Raw genomic sequence first — 18966 nt, 5'->3', positions numbered from 1 at the left:
TCCGGACCTTGTAGGAGCGAGCTTGCTCGCGATGCTTTTTACAGCTCGACCACTACCGCTTGCGCAGCACGGGTCGCCTTGGCCCTAGCGGCCTCGATCGACTCGTCCCGCGCCAGGGCAACGCCCATGCGCCGCTGGCCGTTGACCTCAGGCTTGCCGAACAAGCGCAGCGCGGTGTCTGGCTCGCTCAGGGCGACGCCGAGGTTGGCGAAGGCGGTCTGGGTGGATTGCCCTTCCACCAGGATCACCGCCGAAGCCGAAGGCCCGAACTGACGGATCAAGGGAATCGGCAAGCCGAGGATCGCCCGCGCATGCAGGGCGAACTGCGACAGATCCTGGGAAATCAGGGTCACCAGGCCGGTGTCGTGAGGGCGCGGCGACACTTCGCTGAACCATACCTGGTCGCCCTTGATGAACAGCTCCACGCCGAACAGGCCGCGACCACCCAAGGCTTCGGTGACCGCCTTGGCCACCCGCTCGGATTCCGCCAGGGCTTTCGGGCTCATGGCCTGGGGCTGCCAGGATTCCTGGTAGTCGCCCTTCTCCTGACGATGGCCGACCGGGGCGCAGAAGGTGGTGCCGCCTACATGGCGCACGGTCAGCAGGGTGATTTCGTAGTCGAAGTCGATAAAGCCCTCGATGATCACCCGGCCCTTGCCGGCACGCCCGCCTTCCTGGGCGTAATCCCAGGCCTTCTGCACGTCATCGACGCTGCGCAGCAGGCTCTGGCCCTTGCCCGAGGAGCTCATCACCGGCTTGACCACGCACGGGAAGCCCAGGTCTTCGACGGCCTTGGAATAGTCTTCGAAGGTATCGGCGAAGTGGTAGGGCGAGGTCGGCAGGTCCAGTTCTTCAGCGGCCAGGCGACGGATGCCTTCGCGGTTCATGGTCAGCGAAGTGGCGCGCGCCGTCGGGATCACGGTAAAGCCTTCGGCTTCCAGTTCCACCAGGGTCGCGGTGGCGATGGCTTCGATCTCCGGCACGATGAAGTGCGGCTTCTCCGCCTCGATCACCGCCCGCAGGGCCGCGCCATCGAGCATGTTGATCACGTGGCTGCGATGGGCCACCTGCATCGCCGGGGCGTTGGCGTAGCGGTCCACGGCAATCACCTCGACCCCCAGGCGCTGCAGCTCGATCACTACTTCCTTGCCCAACTCACCACAGCCACAAAGCAAGACGCGGGTCGCGGTTGGCGACAATGGAGTTCCGATACGAGTCATCTGAAGGTCCTCAAAGGAGCGGATCATCGAGGGCCGAGCGCCAGGCGCGCGACCCATGGGAGAAAGCGCGGCATTTTACATGAACCGCAAGCCTTGGCTCAGCTGGCGCACGCCGCTTTGCGCAAACGCCAGGCCATGGCCAGCCAGACCACGGTGACCCCGGCGAACTTCGAGCCCAGGGCGGTCAGGATCACGCCCGGGGTCAGGGCATCGATCATGCCGAAGAAGATGAAGGTGTCCAGGGGAATGCTCAGGGCCGAGCTGATCCACAAACGGTCGTGCAGCGGCCGCTTGGTGATGCTGAACACCAGCCAGTCGATGCATTCGGAAACAGCGAAGGCCGTGGCGCTGGCCAGGGCAATGGTCGGATCGGACGTCACATAGGACAGCACCAGGGCCGCCAGCATGGCGATGATGGCGCCGTGGCCGAAGCGGGTCTGCACCATGTCCCGCAGGACGAACACCAGCCCACCCCAGGCCGACCAGATGATGTCCAGGTGCGGAGCGGTGGAAAAGGCGTAGTTGATCAGCACGACACTGCTGATATAGGCGATCAGGAAGAGCATGGGGGCGAAGAGTACCTGTCAGGAAGGTGTACAGGTTACTGCAGGCCCGGGGCTGGGCCAAGAAAGCCTTTCGCCGGCAAGCTGGCTGCTGCACAAGATTGCAGGAGCCAGCTTGCCGGGGAAACGAGCGGATCAACTTGCCGAGCTGGAGCCGATCATCCACAGCAGGCCACTGGACTTGGCCCGCTCATGACACAGGGCCAGGACCGCACGCCGCTCGGTATTGTCCATGCGGCTCCAGCGGGTGATTTCATCCACGGTGCGCTGGCAGCCGGTGCAGATATCCTGCTCATCCAGGGCACAGATGCTCACGCAAGGCGAGGCGACGGGTCTTTCCGGGGTAGTCATGACTCTTGCTCAACCAGGTCTCGGGCATAACGTTGAGCATTATGAACGTAGTGCGCGGCGCTGGCCTCAAGCATTTTCTTCTGCGGCTCGGTGAGTTCGCGCACCACCTTGCCCGGCGAGCCCATGACCAGCGAGCCATCGGGAATCTCCTTGCCCTCGCCGATCAGCGAGTTGGCGCCGATGATGCAGTTCTTGCCGATTTTCGCGCCGTTGAGGATCACCGCGTTGATGCCGATCAGGCTGTAGTCGCCCACGGTGCAGCCATGCAGCATGGCGTTATGGCCGATGGTCACGCCGGTGCCGATGGTCAGTGGAAAGCCCATGTCGGTGTGCATCACCGTGCCATCCTGGACGTTACTGTCCTTGCCGATCAGGATCAGCTCGTTGTCGCCCCGCAGCACCGCGTTGAACCACACGCTGGCCCCCTCTTCCAGCTTGACCTTGCCCACCAGCGTGGCATTCGGGGCTACCCAGCTCTGCGGATGGGTGTCGACTCGGGCATCGCCCAGGCGGTATTTCATCTTGTTATCCTCATGGCTCAGGCAGCCGCGGGTTCAGGCCATACGAAGGGATGGCTTCAGGTGTTGATAAAGTTTTTCGGCGGGTGGTGCAGGCTGATCCTGGCGTCGTACAGCAGGTTGACCAGCTCGACGATCATGATCGCGGTCAGGCCCCAGATCTTGTATTCGCCGAAGCGGTAGCTGGGGACGTACCAACTGCGGCCCTGGTAATCGATACGGTGGGTATGCTCGCGAGGGTCCTGGCGAAAGAACTCCAGCGGCACGCTGAAAACAGCGGCGATCTCGGCGTCGTTGGCCAGGTATTCGACATAGTCGGGAATCACCCCGACGTAGGGCGTGACCTTGATGCCGTGCAGGGATATCAACGGACTCAAGGGACCTATGACCTCGACCAGCCCCGGCGGCAGGCCGATCTCTTCCTCGGCCTCGCGCAGGGCGGTGAAGATCAGGTCCGGGTCTTCCGGGTCGCGCCGCCCCCCGGGAAAGGCCACTTCACCACCGTGGGTCGACAGCCCGCTGGCGCGCAAGGTCAGGACCATCTCCGGTTCGTCGCTGCGAGTGATGGGCACCAGCACCGCGGCCTCGGGAAAACGTCGGTCGGTCTCCAGTGTTCGCGGTGTGTATTGGCTTACCCGATGAAGTAGCTCGTCCAGCATGAGGCATCTCGATCTGTTGGCTACCGTGCATCATGCACCAATCCAATCTTCGGCCCAACCCCCGCACCCGGGGCATGTCGCTTAACGACAACTTGCCGACAACGGGGCCGCCGCGCCAAGATAGCCCCAGCCTTTTCGGATACCCAGCATGAAATTTTGCAGCCAGTGCGGCAACCCGGTGACCCAGCGCATTCCCGAAGGCGATTCACGCCTGCGGTTTGTCTGTGATCACTGCCAGACCATTCATTACCAGAACCCCAATATCGTGGCCGGATGCCTTGCCACCTGGGAGGGCAAGGTACTGCTGTGCCGCCGTGCCATCGAGCCGCGCCTGGGCTACTGGACCCTGCCGGCAGGCTTCATGGAGAACGGCGAAACCGTGGAACAGGCAGCCACCCGCGAAACCTTCGAGGAAGCCTGCGCCCGGGTACGCCACCTGAACATCTACACCCTGATCGATGTGCCGCACATCAGCCAGGTGCACGTGTTCTTTCGTGCCGAGCTGGCCGACCTGGACTTTGCCGCCGGCCCGGAAAGCCTGGAAGTGCAACTGTTCGACGAAGCCGACATCCCTTGGTCCGAGCTGGCTTTTCGCACCGTCGGCCGTACCTTAGAATGCTTCTTCGCTGACCGGCGAGCAGCGGCATTTCCAGTGCGCTGCGAATCCATTCCGCCGCTCTCTCAGCCTGCCATCACTTAAACAATAAACGTGCACGCAAGCTCCGTGCGCGCCTGGGGATATCGTGTCAATGCGCTGGTTGCTTGCCCTTCTGTGCTGTTCCGTCGTTACCCTGTCCCAGGCCTCCATGGTGGAAACCCTGGATGGCAAAGTGATCGAAAAGGTCCTGGTCCTCAAATCCGCCCACCAGCTGCAATTGATCAACAACGGCAAGCCGTTGAAGACCTACCGGATTTCCCTGGGCAAGAGGCCCAAGGGCACCAAGCTCATGGAGGGTGACAAGCGCACGCCCGAAGGCCTGTACTGGCTCGACTGGCGCAAGACCAGCGACCGCTACTACCTGGCCATGCACATTTCCTACCCGAACATCACCGATGCCGCCCGCTCGCGGCGTGAAGGCGTGGACCCGGGAGGCATGATCATGATCCACGGCACCCCGGACACCGAGGAGTTTCCGGAGCAGTACTTCCATACCCTGGACTGGACCGATGGCTGCATCGCCATGCGCAACGTCGACATGCGCGAGATCTGGAACCTGGTCAAGGACGGCACCATGATCGAAATCCGCCCTTAAAGCCCTTGCGGGCAAAAATATTTCACTCCCTCCTGCCCTGCCTGGGCACGCATACCACTTCGCGACCCGCCCGGGGTCGCGAGCAGAAGAATGGCTACCACTGCCAGACCGCTCTAATACCACTCGCCTCCTCCCCCCTTGATCCCGCATAAAAAACACCCGGTTTATGGCGCCTTCAGCTGATCAGTGGCGTTGACATGGTATTTAAGTGGTATTAGTTTTTCGCCACTACCGGGCGACAACAACCTAAATAACCGCATCGGAAACCTACTGATGAACCAGCTCCTGACCCTGCGTCCCGACGACACCCAGCCCACCCCGCTGTACCTGCAACTGGCCCGCAACCTGGAAGCGGCGATCCACGCCGGCCAGTGGAAAGCCGAGCAGGCGCTGCCTTCGGAACGCAACCTCAGCGAACTGCTGGGCATCTCCCGGGTCACCGCCCGCAAGGCCCTGGAAGTGCTGTTCGAACAAGGCCTGATCCGCCGCAGCCAGGGCTCCGGCACCTTTATCACGCCACGCCTGGAGCAACCGCTCTCCCGGCTCTCGGGCTTCAGCGAGATGCTGCGCCTCAAGGGGTTCGTGCCAGGTTCGCAATGGCTCGAGCGCACCCTCACCCCGCCCACCCATGAAGAACTGATCCGCCTCGGCCTGTCGCCCAACGACAAGGTGGCGCGGCTCAAGCGCCTGCGCAAAGCCGACGACACGGTGATGGCCATCGAGATGAGCACCCTGCCGGCCCACATCATTCCCCACCCTGAGGCAGTCGGCGACTCGCTCTACGAATACCTCGACAGCATCCGCCGCCCCGTGGTCCGCGCCCTGCAACACATCCAGGCGATCAATGCCTCGGACGAGTTTGCCGCCCTGGTGGGGATCGCCCCGGGCACTGCGATGCTGCTGATGACCCGGGTCGGCTACCTGGAAGACAACACGCCGATCGAAGTCACCGACACCTATTGCCGCAACGACTACTACGACTTCGTCGCTGAACTGCGACGCTGACCCGCGCCCCTGGTGCCAGAGAACTCCCCATGTCCGAAGACAATATCCTCACCCCCCAAGGCTGGATCCGCGGCCGCCTGGTCCACCGCGACGGCAAGGTCCTGAGCATCGAGGGCCAGCCTTGCGATCCGGCAGACAACGACCTGCCCTACCTGCTGCCGGGCTTTATCGACCTGCATGTGCATGGCGGTGGCGGCAAGGACATCATGGAGGGCACCGCAGCGTTCGATACCATCACCCGTACCCACCTGCGCTTCGGCACCACGTCGCTACTGGCCACCACCATGACCGCGCCGACCGCCGAGATCACCCGGGTCCTGGGCGAGCTGGGGACCTACGCCGAACAACGCCCCCAGGGCTGTGCCCGGGTCCTGGGCGTGCACCTGGAAGGCCCCTACATCAACCCCGGCAAACTCGGCGCCCAGCCCAACTTCGCCCACACCGCGCTGCTGGCGGAGGTCGAGCAATACCTTGCCCTGGCGCCGATCCGGGTGATCACCATCGCCCCGGAAATCGCCGGCCACGACGGCCTGATCCGCGCCCTCAGTACCCGGGGCGTGCGCATGCAGATCGGCCACACCCTGGGCAGCTACGAAGAAGGCGTGGCCGCCCTCGCCGCCGGAGCCACCAGCTTCACCCACCTGTACAACGCCATGAGCCCGCTGCATCACCGTGAGCCAGGCATCGTCGGTGCCGCCCTGGCCCATGCCCAGTACGCCGAATTGATTCCCGACCTGCTGCACGTCCATCCCGGTGCCATGCGCGTGGCCCTGCGCTCGATCCCGTGCCTGTACTGCGTCACCGATTCCACGGCCGCCGCCGGCATGCCGGACGGCGAATACAAGCTCGGCAGCCACACCGTGACCAAGTGCCTGGGCGGGGTGCGCCTGCCGGACGGCACCCTGGCCGGCAGCACCCTGACCATGGACCAGGCGCTGCGCAACCTGGTGAAGATCGGCCTGCCCCTGGCCGAAGCCTCGCAGCGACTTTCGCAATATCCCGCCGACTACCTCGGCATACCCGAGCGCGGCCGCCTGCAGCCCGGCAGCTGGGCCGACAGCGTGCGCCTGGACCGCGCACTCACACTGACCGCCGTCATGGTCGAAGGAGAAGACATTGACTTCAAAAATGCTTGAAGAGGCGCTGTCCTCGCACACGGCCGTGCACAGCCAGTTGCTGCACCTGGACCCGTCGCTGATCGAGGTCGCCGGCCGCCTGCGGCGCCAGCCGCCGCAAGTGGCAATGACCGTGGCCCGGGGCAGCTCCGACCACGCCGCCAGCTACTTCGCCTACCTGACCATGCAGCAGGTGGGTATCCCGGTGGCCTCGCTGCCGATGTCGGTGGTGACCATGCAACAGGCCCCGCTGCGGGTCAGCGGCCAGGCGGTGTTCGCCTTCTCGCAGTCAGGGCAGAGCCCGGACCTGGTGAACAGCGTGCGCCTGCTGCGCAAGCGTGGCGCCCTCAGCGTGGCCATGGTCAATGCGGAGAACAGCCCGCTGGAGGCCGCCAGTGAATTCTCCCTGCCGCTGTGGGCCGGTGCCGAACAGAGCGTGGCCGCCACCAAGAGTTTTATCGCCACCCTCAGCGCCAGCGCCCGCCTGATCGGCCACTGGAATGACGACCCTCAACTGCTCGAGGCCGGCCTGGCCCTGCCCGAAGGCCTGCAGCAGGCGGCAACCCAGGACTGGAGCCTGGCGGCCCACGCCCTGCGCGATTGCCAGCGGCTGATGGTGATCGGCCGCGGTGCCGGCTTTGCCATCGCCCAGGAAGCCGCGCTCAAGCTCAAGGAAACCTCGGCCATCCAGGCCGAGGCCTTCAGCAGCGCCGAGGTCCGTCACGGTCCGATGGCACTGATCGATCACGACTACCCGCTGCTGGTGTTCGCCCCCCGTGGCGCAGAACAGGGTGGCCTGCTGAGCCTGGCCGCCGACATGCGCCAGCGTGGCGCCAAGGTGCTGCTGGCGGCACCGGACGACATCGAGCAACGCGACCTGACCCTGAGCCGCGCGGAGCATCCGGTGCTCGACCCGATCCTGGCGATCCAGAGTTTCTACGTCATGGCCGCCAGTCTCGCCGAGGCCCGTAGCATGGACCCCGACCAGCCGCGCCACCTGAGCAAAGTGACCCGCACTCACTAAGCCCCCCTTTGATCGATGAGTACTGCGCCATGCACAACAACAATAACGAGCTGACGCTCAGTGCCCCGCTCAGCGGGCCGGTATTGCCCCTGCGCGATGTCCCCGACCCGGTGTTCGCCAGCGGCGCCATGGGCGACGGGATTGCCATCGACCCCCTCAACGACACCCTGCACGCGCCCTGTGCCGGCCAGGTGATCCAGGTCGCACGCACCGGCCATGCCCTGACCCTGCGGGCCGCCAACGGCGCCGAACTGCTGCTGCACCTGGGCCTGGACACCGTCGAACTGCAAGGCGAAGGCTTTGCCTTGCTGGTGGAGGAAGGCCAGCAAGTCAGCGCCGGCCAGCCCCTGCTGTGGGTCGACCTGGACCATGTGGCGCAACACTGCAGGAGCCTGATCAGCCTGCTGATCCTGACCAATGGCGAAGAGTTCGAGCTGCGCCCCCTGGCCCGGGACAAGGTCAAGGTGGGCGAGCCCTTGCTGCACATCACCCGACGCCTCAATGCCCAGGCGCAGGGCTCATCACAGGCCGCGTCCCAGGTGGCACCCGATGAGCAGGCCAGCGCCCGGGTCAAGGTCGCCCATCACGGCGGCCTGCATGCTCGCCCCGCCGCCCTGGTGCGCCAGGCAGCGGCAAACTTCAACAGCCGCTCCCAGCTGACCTTCAAGGGCCAGAGCGCCCCCTGTTCCAGCCTGATCGCCCTGCTGGGCCTGGGCATCGGCGAACAGGATGAGGTGCTGGTCAGTTGCCAGGGCGCCGATTGCCAGGAAGCCTTGCAAGCCTTGCTCAAGACCCTCGGCACCCCGCTGGCGACCGCGACTCATGCCCGCAATGCGGCGCCTGCTCAGGTCCTCGAACGACCGATCGAGGACGGTATGCTGCAAGGTGTCTGCGCCGCTCCAGGGCTGGTTTGCGGCCCGCTGTTTCGCCTCTCGGCCATGGAACTGCCGGAAGATCCGGGCCAGCATCCGCCCGCGCCCCAGCGACAGGCCCTGAGCACGGCCCTGGACAAGGTCCGCGGCGATGTCCAGCACACCCTGGAACAAGCCAGGCAGCGCCGGGACCAGGACGAACAGGACATCTTCAATGCCCATCTGGCCCTGCTCGAAGACCCGACCCTGCTGGACGCCGCCGACCAGGCCATCGCCCAGGGCCAGGCCGCCACCCACGCCTGGAGTGCGGCCATCGCCGAGCAGTGCCTGGTGCTGCAACAGCTGGGCAACCCGCTTCTGGCGGAGCGTGCCAATGACCTGCGCGACCTGCAGCAACAGGTGCTGCGCGCCCTGTTGGGGGAAGCCTGGCACTACGAGCTGCCACCCGGGGCCATTGTCGCCGCCGAGGAACTGACCCCGTCCGACCTGCTGCAACTCAGCGCCCAGGGCGTGGCCGGGCTGTGCATGGCCGCCGGCGGCGCCACCTCCCACGTGGCGATTCTCGCCCGGGGCAAGGGCCTGCCCTGCCTGGTGGCCCTGGGTACACCGTTGCTGGGCCTCGACAACGGCCAGCACGTGGTGCTCGATGCCGACGCCGGGCGCCTGGAACTGGCGCCGGACTCGCAACGCATCGAACAGGTGCGCCAAACCCATGAAACCCGTCGGCAACGGCGCCAGCAGCAACAGCAGCACGCCCATGCCGCCGCCCTGACCCGGGACGGCCGGCAGATCGAGGTGGCCGCCAATGTCGCCTCCAGCGCCGAAGCCCGGGACGCCCACCAGAGCGGTGCCGATGGCGTCGGCCTGCTGCGCACCGAGTTTCTCTTCGTCGATCGCCACACCGCCCCGGATGAGGCCGAGCAACGCCAGGCCTATCAGGCCGTGCTGGACGCCATGGGCGACAAGCCGGTGATCATTCGTACCATCGACGTCGGCGGCGACAAGCAACTGGATTACCTGCCGCTGCCGGCGGAGGCCAACCCGGTGCTCGGCCTGCGGGGCATTCGCCTGGCCCAGGCCCGGCCGGAACTGCTGGATCAGCAATTGCGCGCATTACTCCAGGTGAGCCCCGTGGCGCGCTGCCGGGTGATGCTGCCCATGGTCACCGAAGTGGCCGAGCTGCTGCATATCCGCCAGCGCCTGGATGCCCTGGCCGGCGAGCTGGGCCTGACCCGGCGCCCGGAGCTGGGGGTGATGATCGAAGTCCCGGCCGCCGCGCTGATGGCCGAGCAACTGGCGGAGCACGCCGACTTCCTGTCCATCGGCACCAACGACCTGTCCCAGTACACCCTGGCCATGGACCGTGACCACGCCGGGCTGGCGGCCCGGGTCGATGCCCTGCACCCCGCCTTGCTGCGGCTGATCGCCCAGACCTGCGCCGGCGCCCAGCGCCACGGACGCTGGGTCGGGGTGTGCGGCGCCCTGGCATCCGATCCCCTGGCCACTCCGGTACTGATCGGCCTTGGGGTCAGCGAGCTGTCGGTCAGTGCGCCCCAGGTGGGCGAGATCAAGGAGCGGGTACGCCAGCTGGACGCCGCCGAGTGCCAGCACCTGGCCCAGTCGCTGCTCAACCTTCCCGGCGCCGCCGCAGTCCGTCAGGCCTGTGCGCAGCATTGGCCTCTGCACCCATAACAAGAACTCCCGGAGAGACGCCATGTACCAGTATTTCATCGAGGGCCTGCAACGCCTCGGACGGGCACTGATGCTGCCCATCGCCATCCTGCCCATTGCCGGCCTGCTGCTGCGCCTGGGTGACACCGACCTGCTGAACATCGCGATCATCCACGACGCCGGACAGTCGATCTTCGGCAACCTGGCGCTGATCTTCGCCATCGGCATTGCCGTAGGCTTTGCCAAGGACAACAACGGCACTGCCGGGCTGGCCGGGGCCATCGGCTACCTGGTGATGATCTCGACCCTCAAGGTGCTCGACGCCAGCATCAACATGGGCATGCTCGCCGGGATCATCAGCGGCCTGATGGCCGGCGCGCTGTACAACCGCTTCAAGGACATCAAGCTGCCGGAGTACCTGGCATTCTTCGGCGGCCGGCGCTTCGTGCCCATTGCCACCGGTTTCACCGCCGTGGGCCTGGGGGTGGTGTTCGGCCTGATCTGGCCGCCGATCCAGCACGGCATCAACAGCTTCGGCCAACTGCTGCTGGAGAGCGGCAGCTTCGGCGCCTTCGTCTTCGGCGTGTTCAACCGGCTGCTGATCATCACCGGCCTGCACCACATCCTCAACAACATGGCCTGGTTCATCTTCGGCAGCTTCACCGACCCGGCCACCGGCGCGGTGGTCACCGGCGACCTGACCCGCTACTTCGCCGGCGACCCCAAGGGCGGCCAGTTCATGACCGGGATGTTCCCGATGATGCTGTTCGGCCTGCCCGCCGCCTGCCTGGCCATGTACCGCAACACCCCGCCGGAACGGCGCAAGGTGATGGGCGGGATTTTCCTGTCCATGGCCCTGACCTCGTTTCTCACCGGGGTCACCGAGCCCATCGAGTTCGCCTTCATGTTCCTCGCACCACTGCTGTACCTGGTGCACGCACTGCTCACCGGCATGGCCATGGCCCTGACCAACCTGCTGAACATCCACCTGGGCTTCACCTTCTCCGGCGGCGCCATCGACATGGCCCTGGGCTGGGGCCGCTCCACCAACGGCTGGAAGGTGTTTCCGGTGGGGCTGCTGTACGCGGTGGTGTACTACCTGGTGTTCGATTTCTGCATTCGCCGCTTCAACCTGAAGACCCCGGGCCGTGAAGACAGCCCTGCCGGTGAGAAGGCCGAGCTCGGCAGCGAGCAACGCGCCGACGCCTATATCCAGGCCCTGGGGGGCGCCGGCAACCTGATCACCGTCGGCGCCTGCACCACCCGCCTGCGCCTGGAACTGGCCGACCGCAACCGCGCCTGCGATGCGCAACTCAAGGCCCTGGGCGCCATGGCCGTGGTGCGCCCGGGCAAGGGCGGCAGCCTGCAGGTGGTGGTCGGCCCGCTGGCCGACAGCATTGCCGATGAGATCCGCCAAGCCTTGCCGCTGGCCACTGGGGAGCACTCCGGCGTCGCCGCCGCGCCCGATGACGAACCTGCGCCACCGGTGCACATTGGCGAACAGGAAGCCCGGCATTGGCTCGCAGCCCTTGGCGGCGCAGGCAACCTGTTGCAGCTGGATTGCGTAGCCCTGACCCGCTTGCGCGTCAGGGTCGACGACAACCGTGCCCTCTCGGAACCGGCACTCCAGGCCCTGGGCTGCCGGGGTTTGCGCCACCTGCAGGGGAATGTCTGGCATGTGCTGATCGGCGAAAAGGCCACGGGGCTCAACAGTGCCCTGCAACCCCTGCTGGACCCGCGCCAGGTCGGCGCTAACGCCTGAGGCGCAGGCGCCTCGCCAGCCTGATGCACAGCCTGCGGCTGGCGCTCGCTCCCTGGGCATAAAAAAGCCCGCTGACCGTTTCCGGTTCAGCGGGCTTTTTGTCTGTGGATAGCTTCAGAACGTTTCCAGGCGCCACACCTCATAGGCCGGCGTCTCGTAGGGATGGCTCTGCTTGAGGGCCATCACCACACTGCGGATCAGTTCATCGGCCACCACCAGCTCGACCTTCCACTCCTCCACATGCTCCACCAGGCCGGTCTGCCCGAGAAACGGCTGGCTGCCGTCCAACGGGCGGAACTGCCCCTGGCCGAGCACCTGCCAGGCGCACTGGTCATAATCACCGATTCGGCCGCCACCGGCGGCGAACACGGCATTCTTGACCTGCTCCACATGGCTGGGAGGCACGAAGAAGCTGAGCTTGTACATCAGCCTCAGTTCACCCAGACGCGAGCGTTGCGGAACATGCGCATCCACGCCGCATCTTCGTTCCACTCTTCCGGACGCCAGGAGTTCTGCACGGCACGGAACACTCGCTCAGGGTGCGGCATCATGATGGTGACGCGGCCGTCGCGGCTGGTCAGGCCGGTGATGCCCCGTGGCGAACCGTTCGGGTTGGCCGGGTAACGCTCGGTGACCTTGCCATGGTTGTCGACGAAGCGCAGGGCCACGCAACCGGACAGGTCGGCTTCCAGCAAGGCTTCCTCGCTCTCGAATTCCGCATGGCCTTCGCCGTGGGCGATGGCGATCGGCATCCGCGAACCGGCCATGCCCTGCAGGAAGATCGAGTTCGACTCCTGAACCTGGACCATCGCCACCCGGGCCTCGAACTGCTCGGAACGGTTACGCACGAAGTGCGGCCAGAACTCGCTGCCCGGGATCAGCTCGTGCAGGTTGGACATCATCTGGCAACCGTTGCACACACCCAGGGTGAAGGTGTCGTTGCGCTCGAAGAAGCCCTGGAAGGCATCGCGGGCGCGGCTGTTGAACAGCGCCGATTTGGCCCAGCCTTCACCGGCACCCAGGACGTCGCCATAGGAGAAGCCGCCGCAGGCGACCATGCCCTTGAACTCGTTGAGGTCGACCCGACCGGCGAGGATGTCGCTCATGTGCACATCGATCGCGTTGAAACCGGCACGATCGAACGCTGCAGCCATTTCCACCTGGCCATTGACGCCCTGCTCACGCAGGACCGCCACCTGGGGACGCACGCCCTTCTTGATATAAGGCGCGGCGATGTCCTGGTTGACGTCGAAGCCCAGCTTGACGCTCAGGCCCGGGTTGTCTTCCTCCAGCAGCACGTCGAACTCTTGTTCGGCGCAATCGGCGTTGTCCCGCAGGCGCTGGATCTGGTAGCTGGTCTCGGCCCACTGGCGTTGCAGCAAACGACGCTCACCGGCAAACACGCTTTCGCCGTTGAACTCGATATTGATGTGACCGTTGTTGACCGGCTGGCCGATCACCGCCACGCAGTCGCCCAGGCCGGCAGCGCTGAACTGGGCCAGTACGTCCGCAGTGGCATCCTGGCGAACCTGGATCACCGCGCCCAACTCTTCGTTGAACAGGATCGCGGCGATTTCCGCGGAAGTTTCCGCCAGGCCGTCGAGGTTCAGGCTCAGGCCGCAATGGCCGGCGAAGGCCATTTCCACGGTGCTGACCAGCAGACCACCGTCGGAGCGGTCGTGGTAGGCCAGCAGGTGACCGTCGGCGTTGAGGCCCTGGATCACCGCAAAGAAAGCCTTGAGGTCTTCGGCGTCGTCGACGTCCGGAGCCTGCTTGCCGAGCTTGCCGTGGGTCTGCGCGAGAATCGAGGCGCCCATGCGGTTCTGTCCGCGACCGAGGTCGATCAGGATCAGGTCGGTGATGCCCTTGTCCATGCGCAGCTCTGGGGTCAGGGTCTGACGGATGTCCGCCACCGGGGCGAAACCGGTCACGATCAGCGACAGCGGCGAGGTCACGCTCTTGTCTGCGCCTTCATCGCTCCAGCGGGTGGCCATGGACATCGAGTCCTTGCCCACCGGAATGGTCAGGCCCAGCTCAGGGCACAGCTCCATGCCGACCGCTTTGACGGTGTCGTACAGGCGCGCGTCTTCACCTGGGTGACCGGCAGCGGACATCCAGTTGGCCGACAGTTTGATGTCGGAGATCTTGTTGATCCGCGAAGCGGCGATGTTGGTCAGGGTTTCGCCGATGGCCATGCGGCCCGAGGCCGGAGCGTCCAGCAGGGCCAGCGGAGTGCGCTCGCCCATGGCCATGGCTTCGCCGGTGTAGACATCGAAGCTGGTGGCGGTGACGGCAACGTCAGCCACCGGGACCTGCCACGGGCCGACCATCTGGTCACGGGCCACGAGGCCGGTGATGGTGCGGTCGCCGATGGTGATCAGGAAGCTCTTGCTGGCCACGGCCGGGTGATGCAGGACGCGCTCGACGCTGTCGGCGATGTCCAGGGTCGACGGATCGAAATCGTCGCCCAACTCGTTCTCGCGAACCGCCGAGCGGTGCATGCGCGGGGCCTTGCCCAGCAGCACTTCGAGGGGCATGTCCACCGGGCTGTTGCCGAAGTGGCTGTCAGTCACGGTCAACTGCGGCTCGGCAGTGGCTTCGCCGACTACCGCGAACGGGCAGCGCTCGCGCTCGCAGATGGCTTTGAAGCGCTCGAAATCGGCCGCGCCCACCGCCAGCACATAACGCTCCTGGGATTCGTTGGACCAGATCTCGTGGGGCGCCATGCCCGGCTCGTCATTGGGAATATTGCGCAGCTCGAAACGCCCACCACGGTCGCCATCGTTGACCAGCTCGGGGAAGGCGTTGGACAGGCCGCCGGCACCCACGTCGTGGATGAAGCTGATGGGGTTCTTGTCACCCAATTGCCAGCAACGGTCGATGACCTCCTGGCAGCGGCGTTCCATTTCCGGGTTTTCGCGCTGTACCGAAGCGAAGTCCAGGTCGGCCGAGCTGGTGCCGGTGGCCATCGAGGAAGCAGCGCCGCCGCCCAGGCCGATCAGCATGGCCGGGCCACCGAGGACGATCAGCTTGGAGCCGACCTCGATCTCGCCCTTCTGCACGTGTTCGGCACGGATGTTACCCATGCCGCCCGCCAGCATGATCGGCTTGTGGTAACCGCGAACCTCGTCGCCACGGGGGGTGGTGATCGACTGCTCGAAGGTACGGAAGTAGCCGGTCAGGGCCGGACGGCCGAATTCGTTGTTGAACGCGGCGCCGCCCAGCGGGCCTTCGATCATGATGTCCAGCGCGGTAACGATGCGCTCGGGCTTGCCGTAAGGCACTTCCCACGGCTGCTCGAAACCCGGGATCTGCAGGTTGGAAACGGTGAACCCGGTCAGGCCGGCCTTGGGCTTGGCGCCACGACCGGTAGCGCCTTCGTCGCGGATCTCGCCACCGGAGCCGGTGGAAGCACCCGGGAATGGGGCAATGGCGGTCGGGTGGTTGTGGGTCTCGACCTTCATCAGGATGTGCACAGGCTCCTGTACCGCGCCGTACTGGCGGGTCTCAGGGTCCGGGAAGAAGCGACCGGCAACGTTGCCCACGATCACCGAGGCGTTGTCCTTGTACGCGGACAGCACACCTTCACTGTGCATCTGGTAGGTGTTCTTGATCATGCCGAACAGGGATTTTTCCTGGCTCTGGCCGTCGATGTCCCAACTGGCGTTGAAGATCTTGTGGCGGCAGTGCTCGGAGTTGGCCTGGGCGAACATCATCAGTTCGATGTCGTGGGGGTTGCGCTTGAGCCCCTGGAAGGCGTTGACCAGGTAGTCGATCTCGTCTTCGGCCAGGGCCAGGCCCAGCTCGACGTTGGCCTTCTCCAGGGCTGCGCGGCCACCACCGAGGAGGTCGATGGCGGTCAGCGGCTTGGGCTCGGCGTGGCTGAACAGGCCGGCAGCCTGGTCCAGGTTGGCCACCACGATCTGGGTCATGCGGTCGTGCAGCAGGTCGGCGATCAGTTGCGCGTCGGCATCGCTGAATTCTCCGGCCACATAGAAGGCAATACCGCGCTCCAGGCGCTGGATCTTGCTCAGGCCGCAGTTGCGGGCGATGTCGCTGGCCTTGCTCGACCAGGGCGAGATGGTGCCGAAACGCGGCAGGACCAGGAACAGGCGACCTGCAGGTTCTTGTACCGGAACGCTGGGGCCGTACTTCAGAAGGCGCGCTAGCACCTGCTGTTCGTCGCCGGTCAGGACGCCGGTAACCTCGGCGAAGTGAGCGAATTCAGCATACAGGCCACTGACAGCCGGGATCTTCTGGCTCAGTTGCTCAAGGAGTTTGCTGTGGCGAAAGGCAGAAAGGGCAGGAGCGCCGCGCAGGATCAACATCTTCGGGACAGCCTCGGGAAGGGGGTGTGCTTTGAGGCCGTGCATTCTAACGTAAACCGCTGGCATCGGCACTCGAAACCCAATCCCGGGTGCCTCCGAATGTCGGCCTGGCCCCCTCGCCCTATAACAAAGGCTCATCAGGGTCATTTCGCCGGGTTATTTCAATTGTCACATGAAGGGCGCAAGCCCCATTCTTGAGGCCTCCAGAGCCACTCGCCGATCGCTAGCAGACAAGCCCTTCGCTGTCGAGATATGGCGGCCGTTGTCCTTTGCGTATACTGCGCCAATGTTTTCCCCTATGGCTTTACGTCCGCGCTGCGCCAAATGGCTCATCGTAACCGGACTCTTCCTGATGCTCGGCGCCTGTGTTGAAAAACCCAGCACCCTGGAGCGCGTAAAGGAGGATGGCGTGCTGCGGGTGGTCACCCGCAACAGCCCCGCCACCTACTTTCAGGATCGCAATGGTGAAACCGGCTTCGAATACGAGCTGGTGAAACGCTTCGCCGATGATCTGGGGGTCGAGCTGAAGATCGAGACCGCCGACAACCTCGACGACCTGTTCGACCAGCTGGGCCAACCCAAGGGCCCGGTCCTGGCTGCCGCCGGCCTGGTGAGCAGCGAGCAGCGCAAGCAGCAGGTGCGGTTTTCCCACCCCTACCTGGAAGTCACCCCCCAGGTCATCTATCGCAACGGCCAGTCACGCCCCACCACGCCACAGAACCTGGTGGGCAAGCACATCATGGTGCTCAAGGGCAGCACCCACGCCGAGCAGCTGGCGGAACTGAAACTCAAGTACCCCGGCATCGAATACGAAGAGTCGGACGCCGTCGAGGTAGTGGACCTGCTGCGCATGGTCGACGAAGGACAGATCGACCTGACCCTGGTGGACTCCAATGAGCTGGCGATGAACCAGGTGTACTTCCCCAATGTGCGGGTGGCCTTCGACCTCGGTGACGCCCGCAGCCAGAGCTGGGCAGTGGCGGCCGGCGAAGACAACAGCCTGCTCAACGAAATCAACGCCTTCCTCGACAAGGTGGAGAAGAACGGCACCCTGCAACGCCTGAAGGACCGTTACTACGGCCACGTCGACGTGCTCGGCTATGTCGGTGCCTACACCTTCGCCCAGCACCTGCAGCAGCGCCTGCCCAAGTACGAGAAGCATTTCAAGGCCTCGGCCAAGCAGGAGAAGCTCGACTGGCGCCTGCTGGCCGCCGTCGGCTACCAGGAATCGATGTGGCAGGCCGAGGTGACCTCCAAGACCGGCGTGCGCGGGCTGATGATGCTGACCCAGAACACCGCCCAGGCGATGGGCGTGTCCAACCGCCTGGACCCCAAGCAGAGTATCAGCGGCGGGGCCAAGTACCTGGCCTATATCAAGGAACAGCTGGACGACAAGATCGAGGAACCGGACCGTACCTGGTTCGCCCTCGCCGCCTATAACGTCGGCACCGGCCACCTGGACGATGCCCGCAAGCTGGCGGAGAAAGAAGGGCTGAATCCGAACAAGTGGCTGGATGTGAAGAAAATGCTGCCGCGCCTGTCGCAGAAGCAGTGGTACAGCAAGACCCGCTATGGCTATGCCCGAGGCGGTGAGCCGGTGCATTTCGTGGCCAACATCCGGCGTTACTACGACATCCTGACCTGGGTGACCCAGCCGCAGCTGGAAGGCGATCAGGTCGCCGAAGGCAATCTGCACGTGCCCGGGATCGACAAGACCAAGCCGCCAGAACAAACCCCGCCACTGTGAAACCGCTCACGCCCTGTTGATAGCTGCCGCCGCCGGAACAGCGGCGGCTCGAACCGCTGCAGGCTCCAGCGCCTGCAGCAATCTGTCGCCATCTGCCTGCGGCGACTGCCGAGTAGCCTTGCCTCAGGCCTTGGCAGCGGCCAGGATCAGCGCCTTCATCTCGGCTACTGCGCCCTTGAAACCGACGAACAATGCATGGGCCACCAGGGCGTGGCCGATGTTCAACTCATTGATGCCGTTGATCGCCGCCACCGCCTCGACGTTGTGGTAATGCAGGCCGTGGCCGGCATTGACGATCAGGCCCTGGGCCAGGCCCACCGCCACACCGTCGACGATGCGCTGCAGTTCGTCCGCCACTTCGCTCGGGGTCTGGGCATCGGCGTAACGCCCGGTGTGCAGTTCGATGGCCGGTGCACCGACCCGTTTCGAGGCTTCGATCTGGCGCTCGTCGGCGTCGATGAACAGGGACACCTCGGAACCGATTTTCGACAACCGCTCCACCGCGGCCTTGATCCGTGCCTCTTGTCCGGCGACGTCGAGGCCACCTTCGGTGGTCAGCTCCTGCCGGGTTTCCGGCACCAGGCAGATGTGCGCCGGGCGGATGCGTTCGGCAAAGGCCATCATTTCCTCGGTGACCCCCATCTCGAAGTTCATCCGGGTCTGCAGCACGTCCTTGAGCACCAGTACGTCGCGCTCCTGGATATGCCGGCGATCTTCGCGCAGGTGCACGGTGATGCCGTCGGCGCCCGCCTCTTCGGCGTCCAGCGCTGCCTTGACCGGATCAGGGTAACGGGTGCCCCGGGCCTGGCGCAGGGTGGCAACGTGGTCGATGTTCACGCCAAGAAGAATGCGATTGCTGGTGGTCACGGAAGCGCTCC

Annotated in this window: 16 protein-coding genes; 8 read left to right on the top strand and 8 right to left on the bottom strand. The window is 65.1% G+C overall.

Going from position 1 to position 18966, the window contains the following annotated elements; genetic code table 11:
* Positions 1-38 precede the first annotated feature (38 nt).
* From purT to U873_RS0106900, 5 genes are all read right to left on the bottom strand, one after another.
* Positions 39-1220: a formate-dependent phosphoribosylglycinamide formyltransferase gene (gene purT, locus U873_RS0106920; RefSeq protein WP_025127553.1), complete on the bottom strand. Its 1182-nt coding sequence runs from the start codon at positions 1218-1220 to the stop codon at positions 39-41.
* 98 nt (positions 1221-1318) lie between these two features.
* On the bottom strand, positions 1319-1786 hold the full coding sequence (locus U873_RS0106915) for a VUT family protein (protein ID WP_025127552.1): 468 nt from the start codon (positions 1784-1786) through the stop codon (positions 1319-1321).
* Between the two features lie 132 nt (positions 1787-1918).
* Positions 1919-2134, bottom strand: a complete 216-nt coding sequence (locus U873_RS0106910; protein ID WP_025127551.1) for a DUF1289 domain-containing protein — start codon at positions 2132-2134, stop codon at positions 1919-1921.
* Positions 2131-2655 (bottom strand): gamma carbonic anhydrase family protein, encoded by a 525-nt coding sequence (locus tag U873_RS0106905; protein WP_025127550.1) that lies wholly within the window; start codon positions 2653-2655, stop codon positions 2131-2133. Before U873_RS0106905 ends, U873_RS0106910 begins: the two co-directional genes overlap by 4 nt.
* 56 nt (positions 2656-2711) lie before the next feature.
* Positions 2712-3311, bottom strand: coding sequence for a CoA pyrophosphatase (locus U873_RS0106900; protein WP_025127549.1), 600 nt, complete (start codon positions 3309-3311; stop codon positions 2712-2714).
* Between the two features lie 148 nt (positions 3312-3459).
* On the opposite strand from U873_RS0106900, the gene U873_RS0106895 reads away from it, so the two are divergent.
* From U873_RS0106895 to nagE, 7 genes are all read left to right on the top strand, one after another.
* Positions 3460-4011, top strand: a complete 552-nt coding sequence (locus U873_RS0106895) for an NUDIX hydrolase (RefSeq protein WP_025127548.1) — start codon at positions 3460-3462, stop codon at positions 4009-4011.
* Positions 4012-4060: 49 nt separating this feature from the next.
* Positions 4061-4564 carry a murein L,D-transpeptidase family protein gene (locus U873_RS0106890; protein WP_025127547.1) on the top strand — a complete coding sequence of 168 codons (504 nt, stop codon included), beginning with the start codon at positions 4061-4063 and terminating at the stop codon, positions 4562-4564.
* Between the two features lie 273 nt (positions 4565-4837).
* Positions 4838-5569, top strand: coding sequence for a GntR family transcriptional regulator (locus tag U873_RS0106885; protein WP_025127546.1), 732 nt, complete (start codon positions 4838-4840; stop codon positions 5567-5569).
* Between the two features lie 29 nt (positions 5570-5598).
* Positions 5599-6705 carry an N-acetylglucosamine-6-phosphate deacetylase gene (gene nagA / locus U873_RS0106880; RefSeq protein ID WP_025127545.1) on the top strand — a complete coding sequence of 369 codons (1107 nt, stop codon included), beginning with the start codon at positions 5599-5601 and terminating at the stop codon, positions 6703-6705.
* Positions 6686-7708 (top strand): SIS domain-containing protein, encoded by a 1023-nt coding sequence (locus U873_RS0106875; RefSeq protein ID WP_025127544.1) that lies wholly within the window; start codon positions 6686-6688, stop codon positions 7706-7708. The genes nagA and U873_RS0106875 overlap by 20 nt, the downstream gene beginning before the upstream one ends.
* Positions 7709-7737: 29 nt before the next feature.
* A complete protein-coding gene (gene ptsP, locus U873_RS0106870; protein ID WP_025127543.1) occupies positions 7738-10272 on the top strand; it encodes a phosphoenolpyruvate--protein phosphotransferase in 2535 nt (844 codons plus the stop codon).
* A 22-nt stretch (positions 10273-10294) separates the two neighbouring features.
* A complete protein-coding gene (nagE, locus tag U873_RS0106865) occupies positions 10295-12013 on the top strand; it encodes an N-acetylglucosamine-specific PTS transporter subunit IIBC (protein ID WP_025127542.1) in 1719 nt (572 codons plus the stop codon).
* Positions 12014-12127: 114 nt separating this feature from the next.
* Here nagE and U873_RS0106860 read toward each other — a convergent pair whose 3' ends face one another.
* Positions 12128-12439 carry a YqfO family protein gene (locus tag U873_RS0106860; protein WP_025127541.1) on the bottom strand — a complete coding sequence of 104 codons (312 nt, stop codon included), beginning with the start codon at positions 12437-12439 and terminating at the stop codon, positions 12128-12130.
* Between the two features lie 5 nt (positions 12440-12444).
* A complete protein-coding gene (gene purL, locus U873_RS0106855) occupies positions 12445-16341 on the bottom strand; it encodes a phosphoribosylformylglycinamidine synthase (RefSeq protein WP_025127540.1) in 3897 nt (1298 codons plus the stop codon).
* Between the two features lie 286 nt (positions 16342-16627).
* On the opposite strand from purL, the gene mltF reads away from it, so the two are divergent.
* Positions 16628-18088 carry a membrane-bound lytic murein transglycosylase MltF gene (gene mltF, locus U873_RS0106850; RefSeq protein WP_025127539.1) on the top strand — a complete coding sequence of 487 codons (1461 nt, stop codon included), beginning with the start codon at positions 16628-16630 and terminating at the stop codon, positions 18086-18088.
* Between the two features lie 123 nt (positions 18089-18211).
* Here the strand turns inward: mltF and pdxJ are convergent, their stop codons facing one another.
* A complete protein-coding gene (pdxJ, locus tag U873_RS0106845) occupies positions 18212-18955 on the bottom strand; it encodes a pyridoxine 5'-phosphate synthase (RefSeq protein WP_025127538.1) in 744 nt (247 codons plus the stop codon).
* Positions 18956-18966 lie beyond the last annotated feature (11 nt).

The organism is Pseudomonas sp. PH1b (assembly GCF_000633395.1).
In the GTDB taxonomy this organism is placed as follows: domain Bacteria; phylum Pseudomonadota; class Gammaproteobacteria; order Pseudomonadales; family Pseudomonadaceae; genus Aquipseudomonas.
This window is presented reverse-complemented; position numbering and strand designations above follow the sequence as displayed.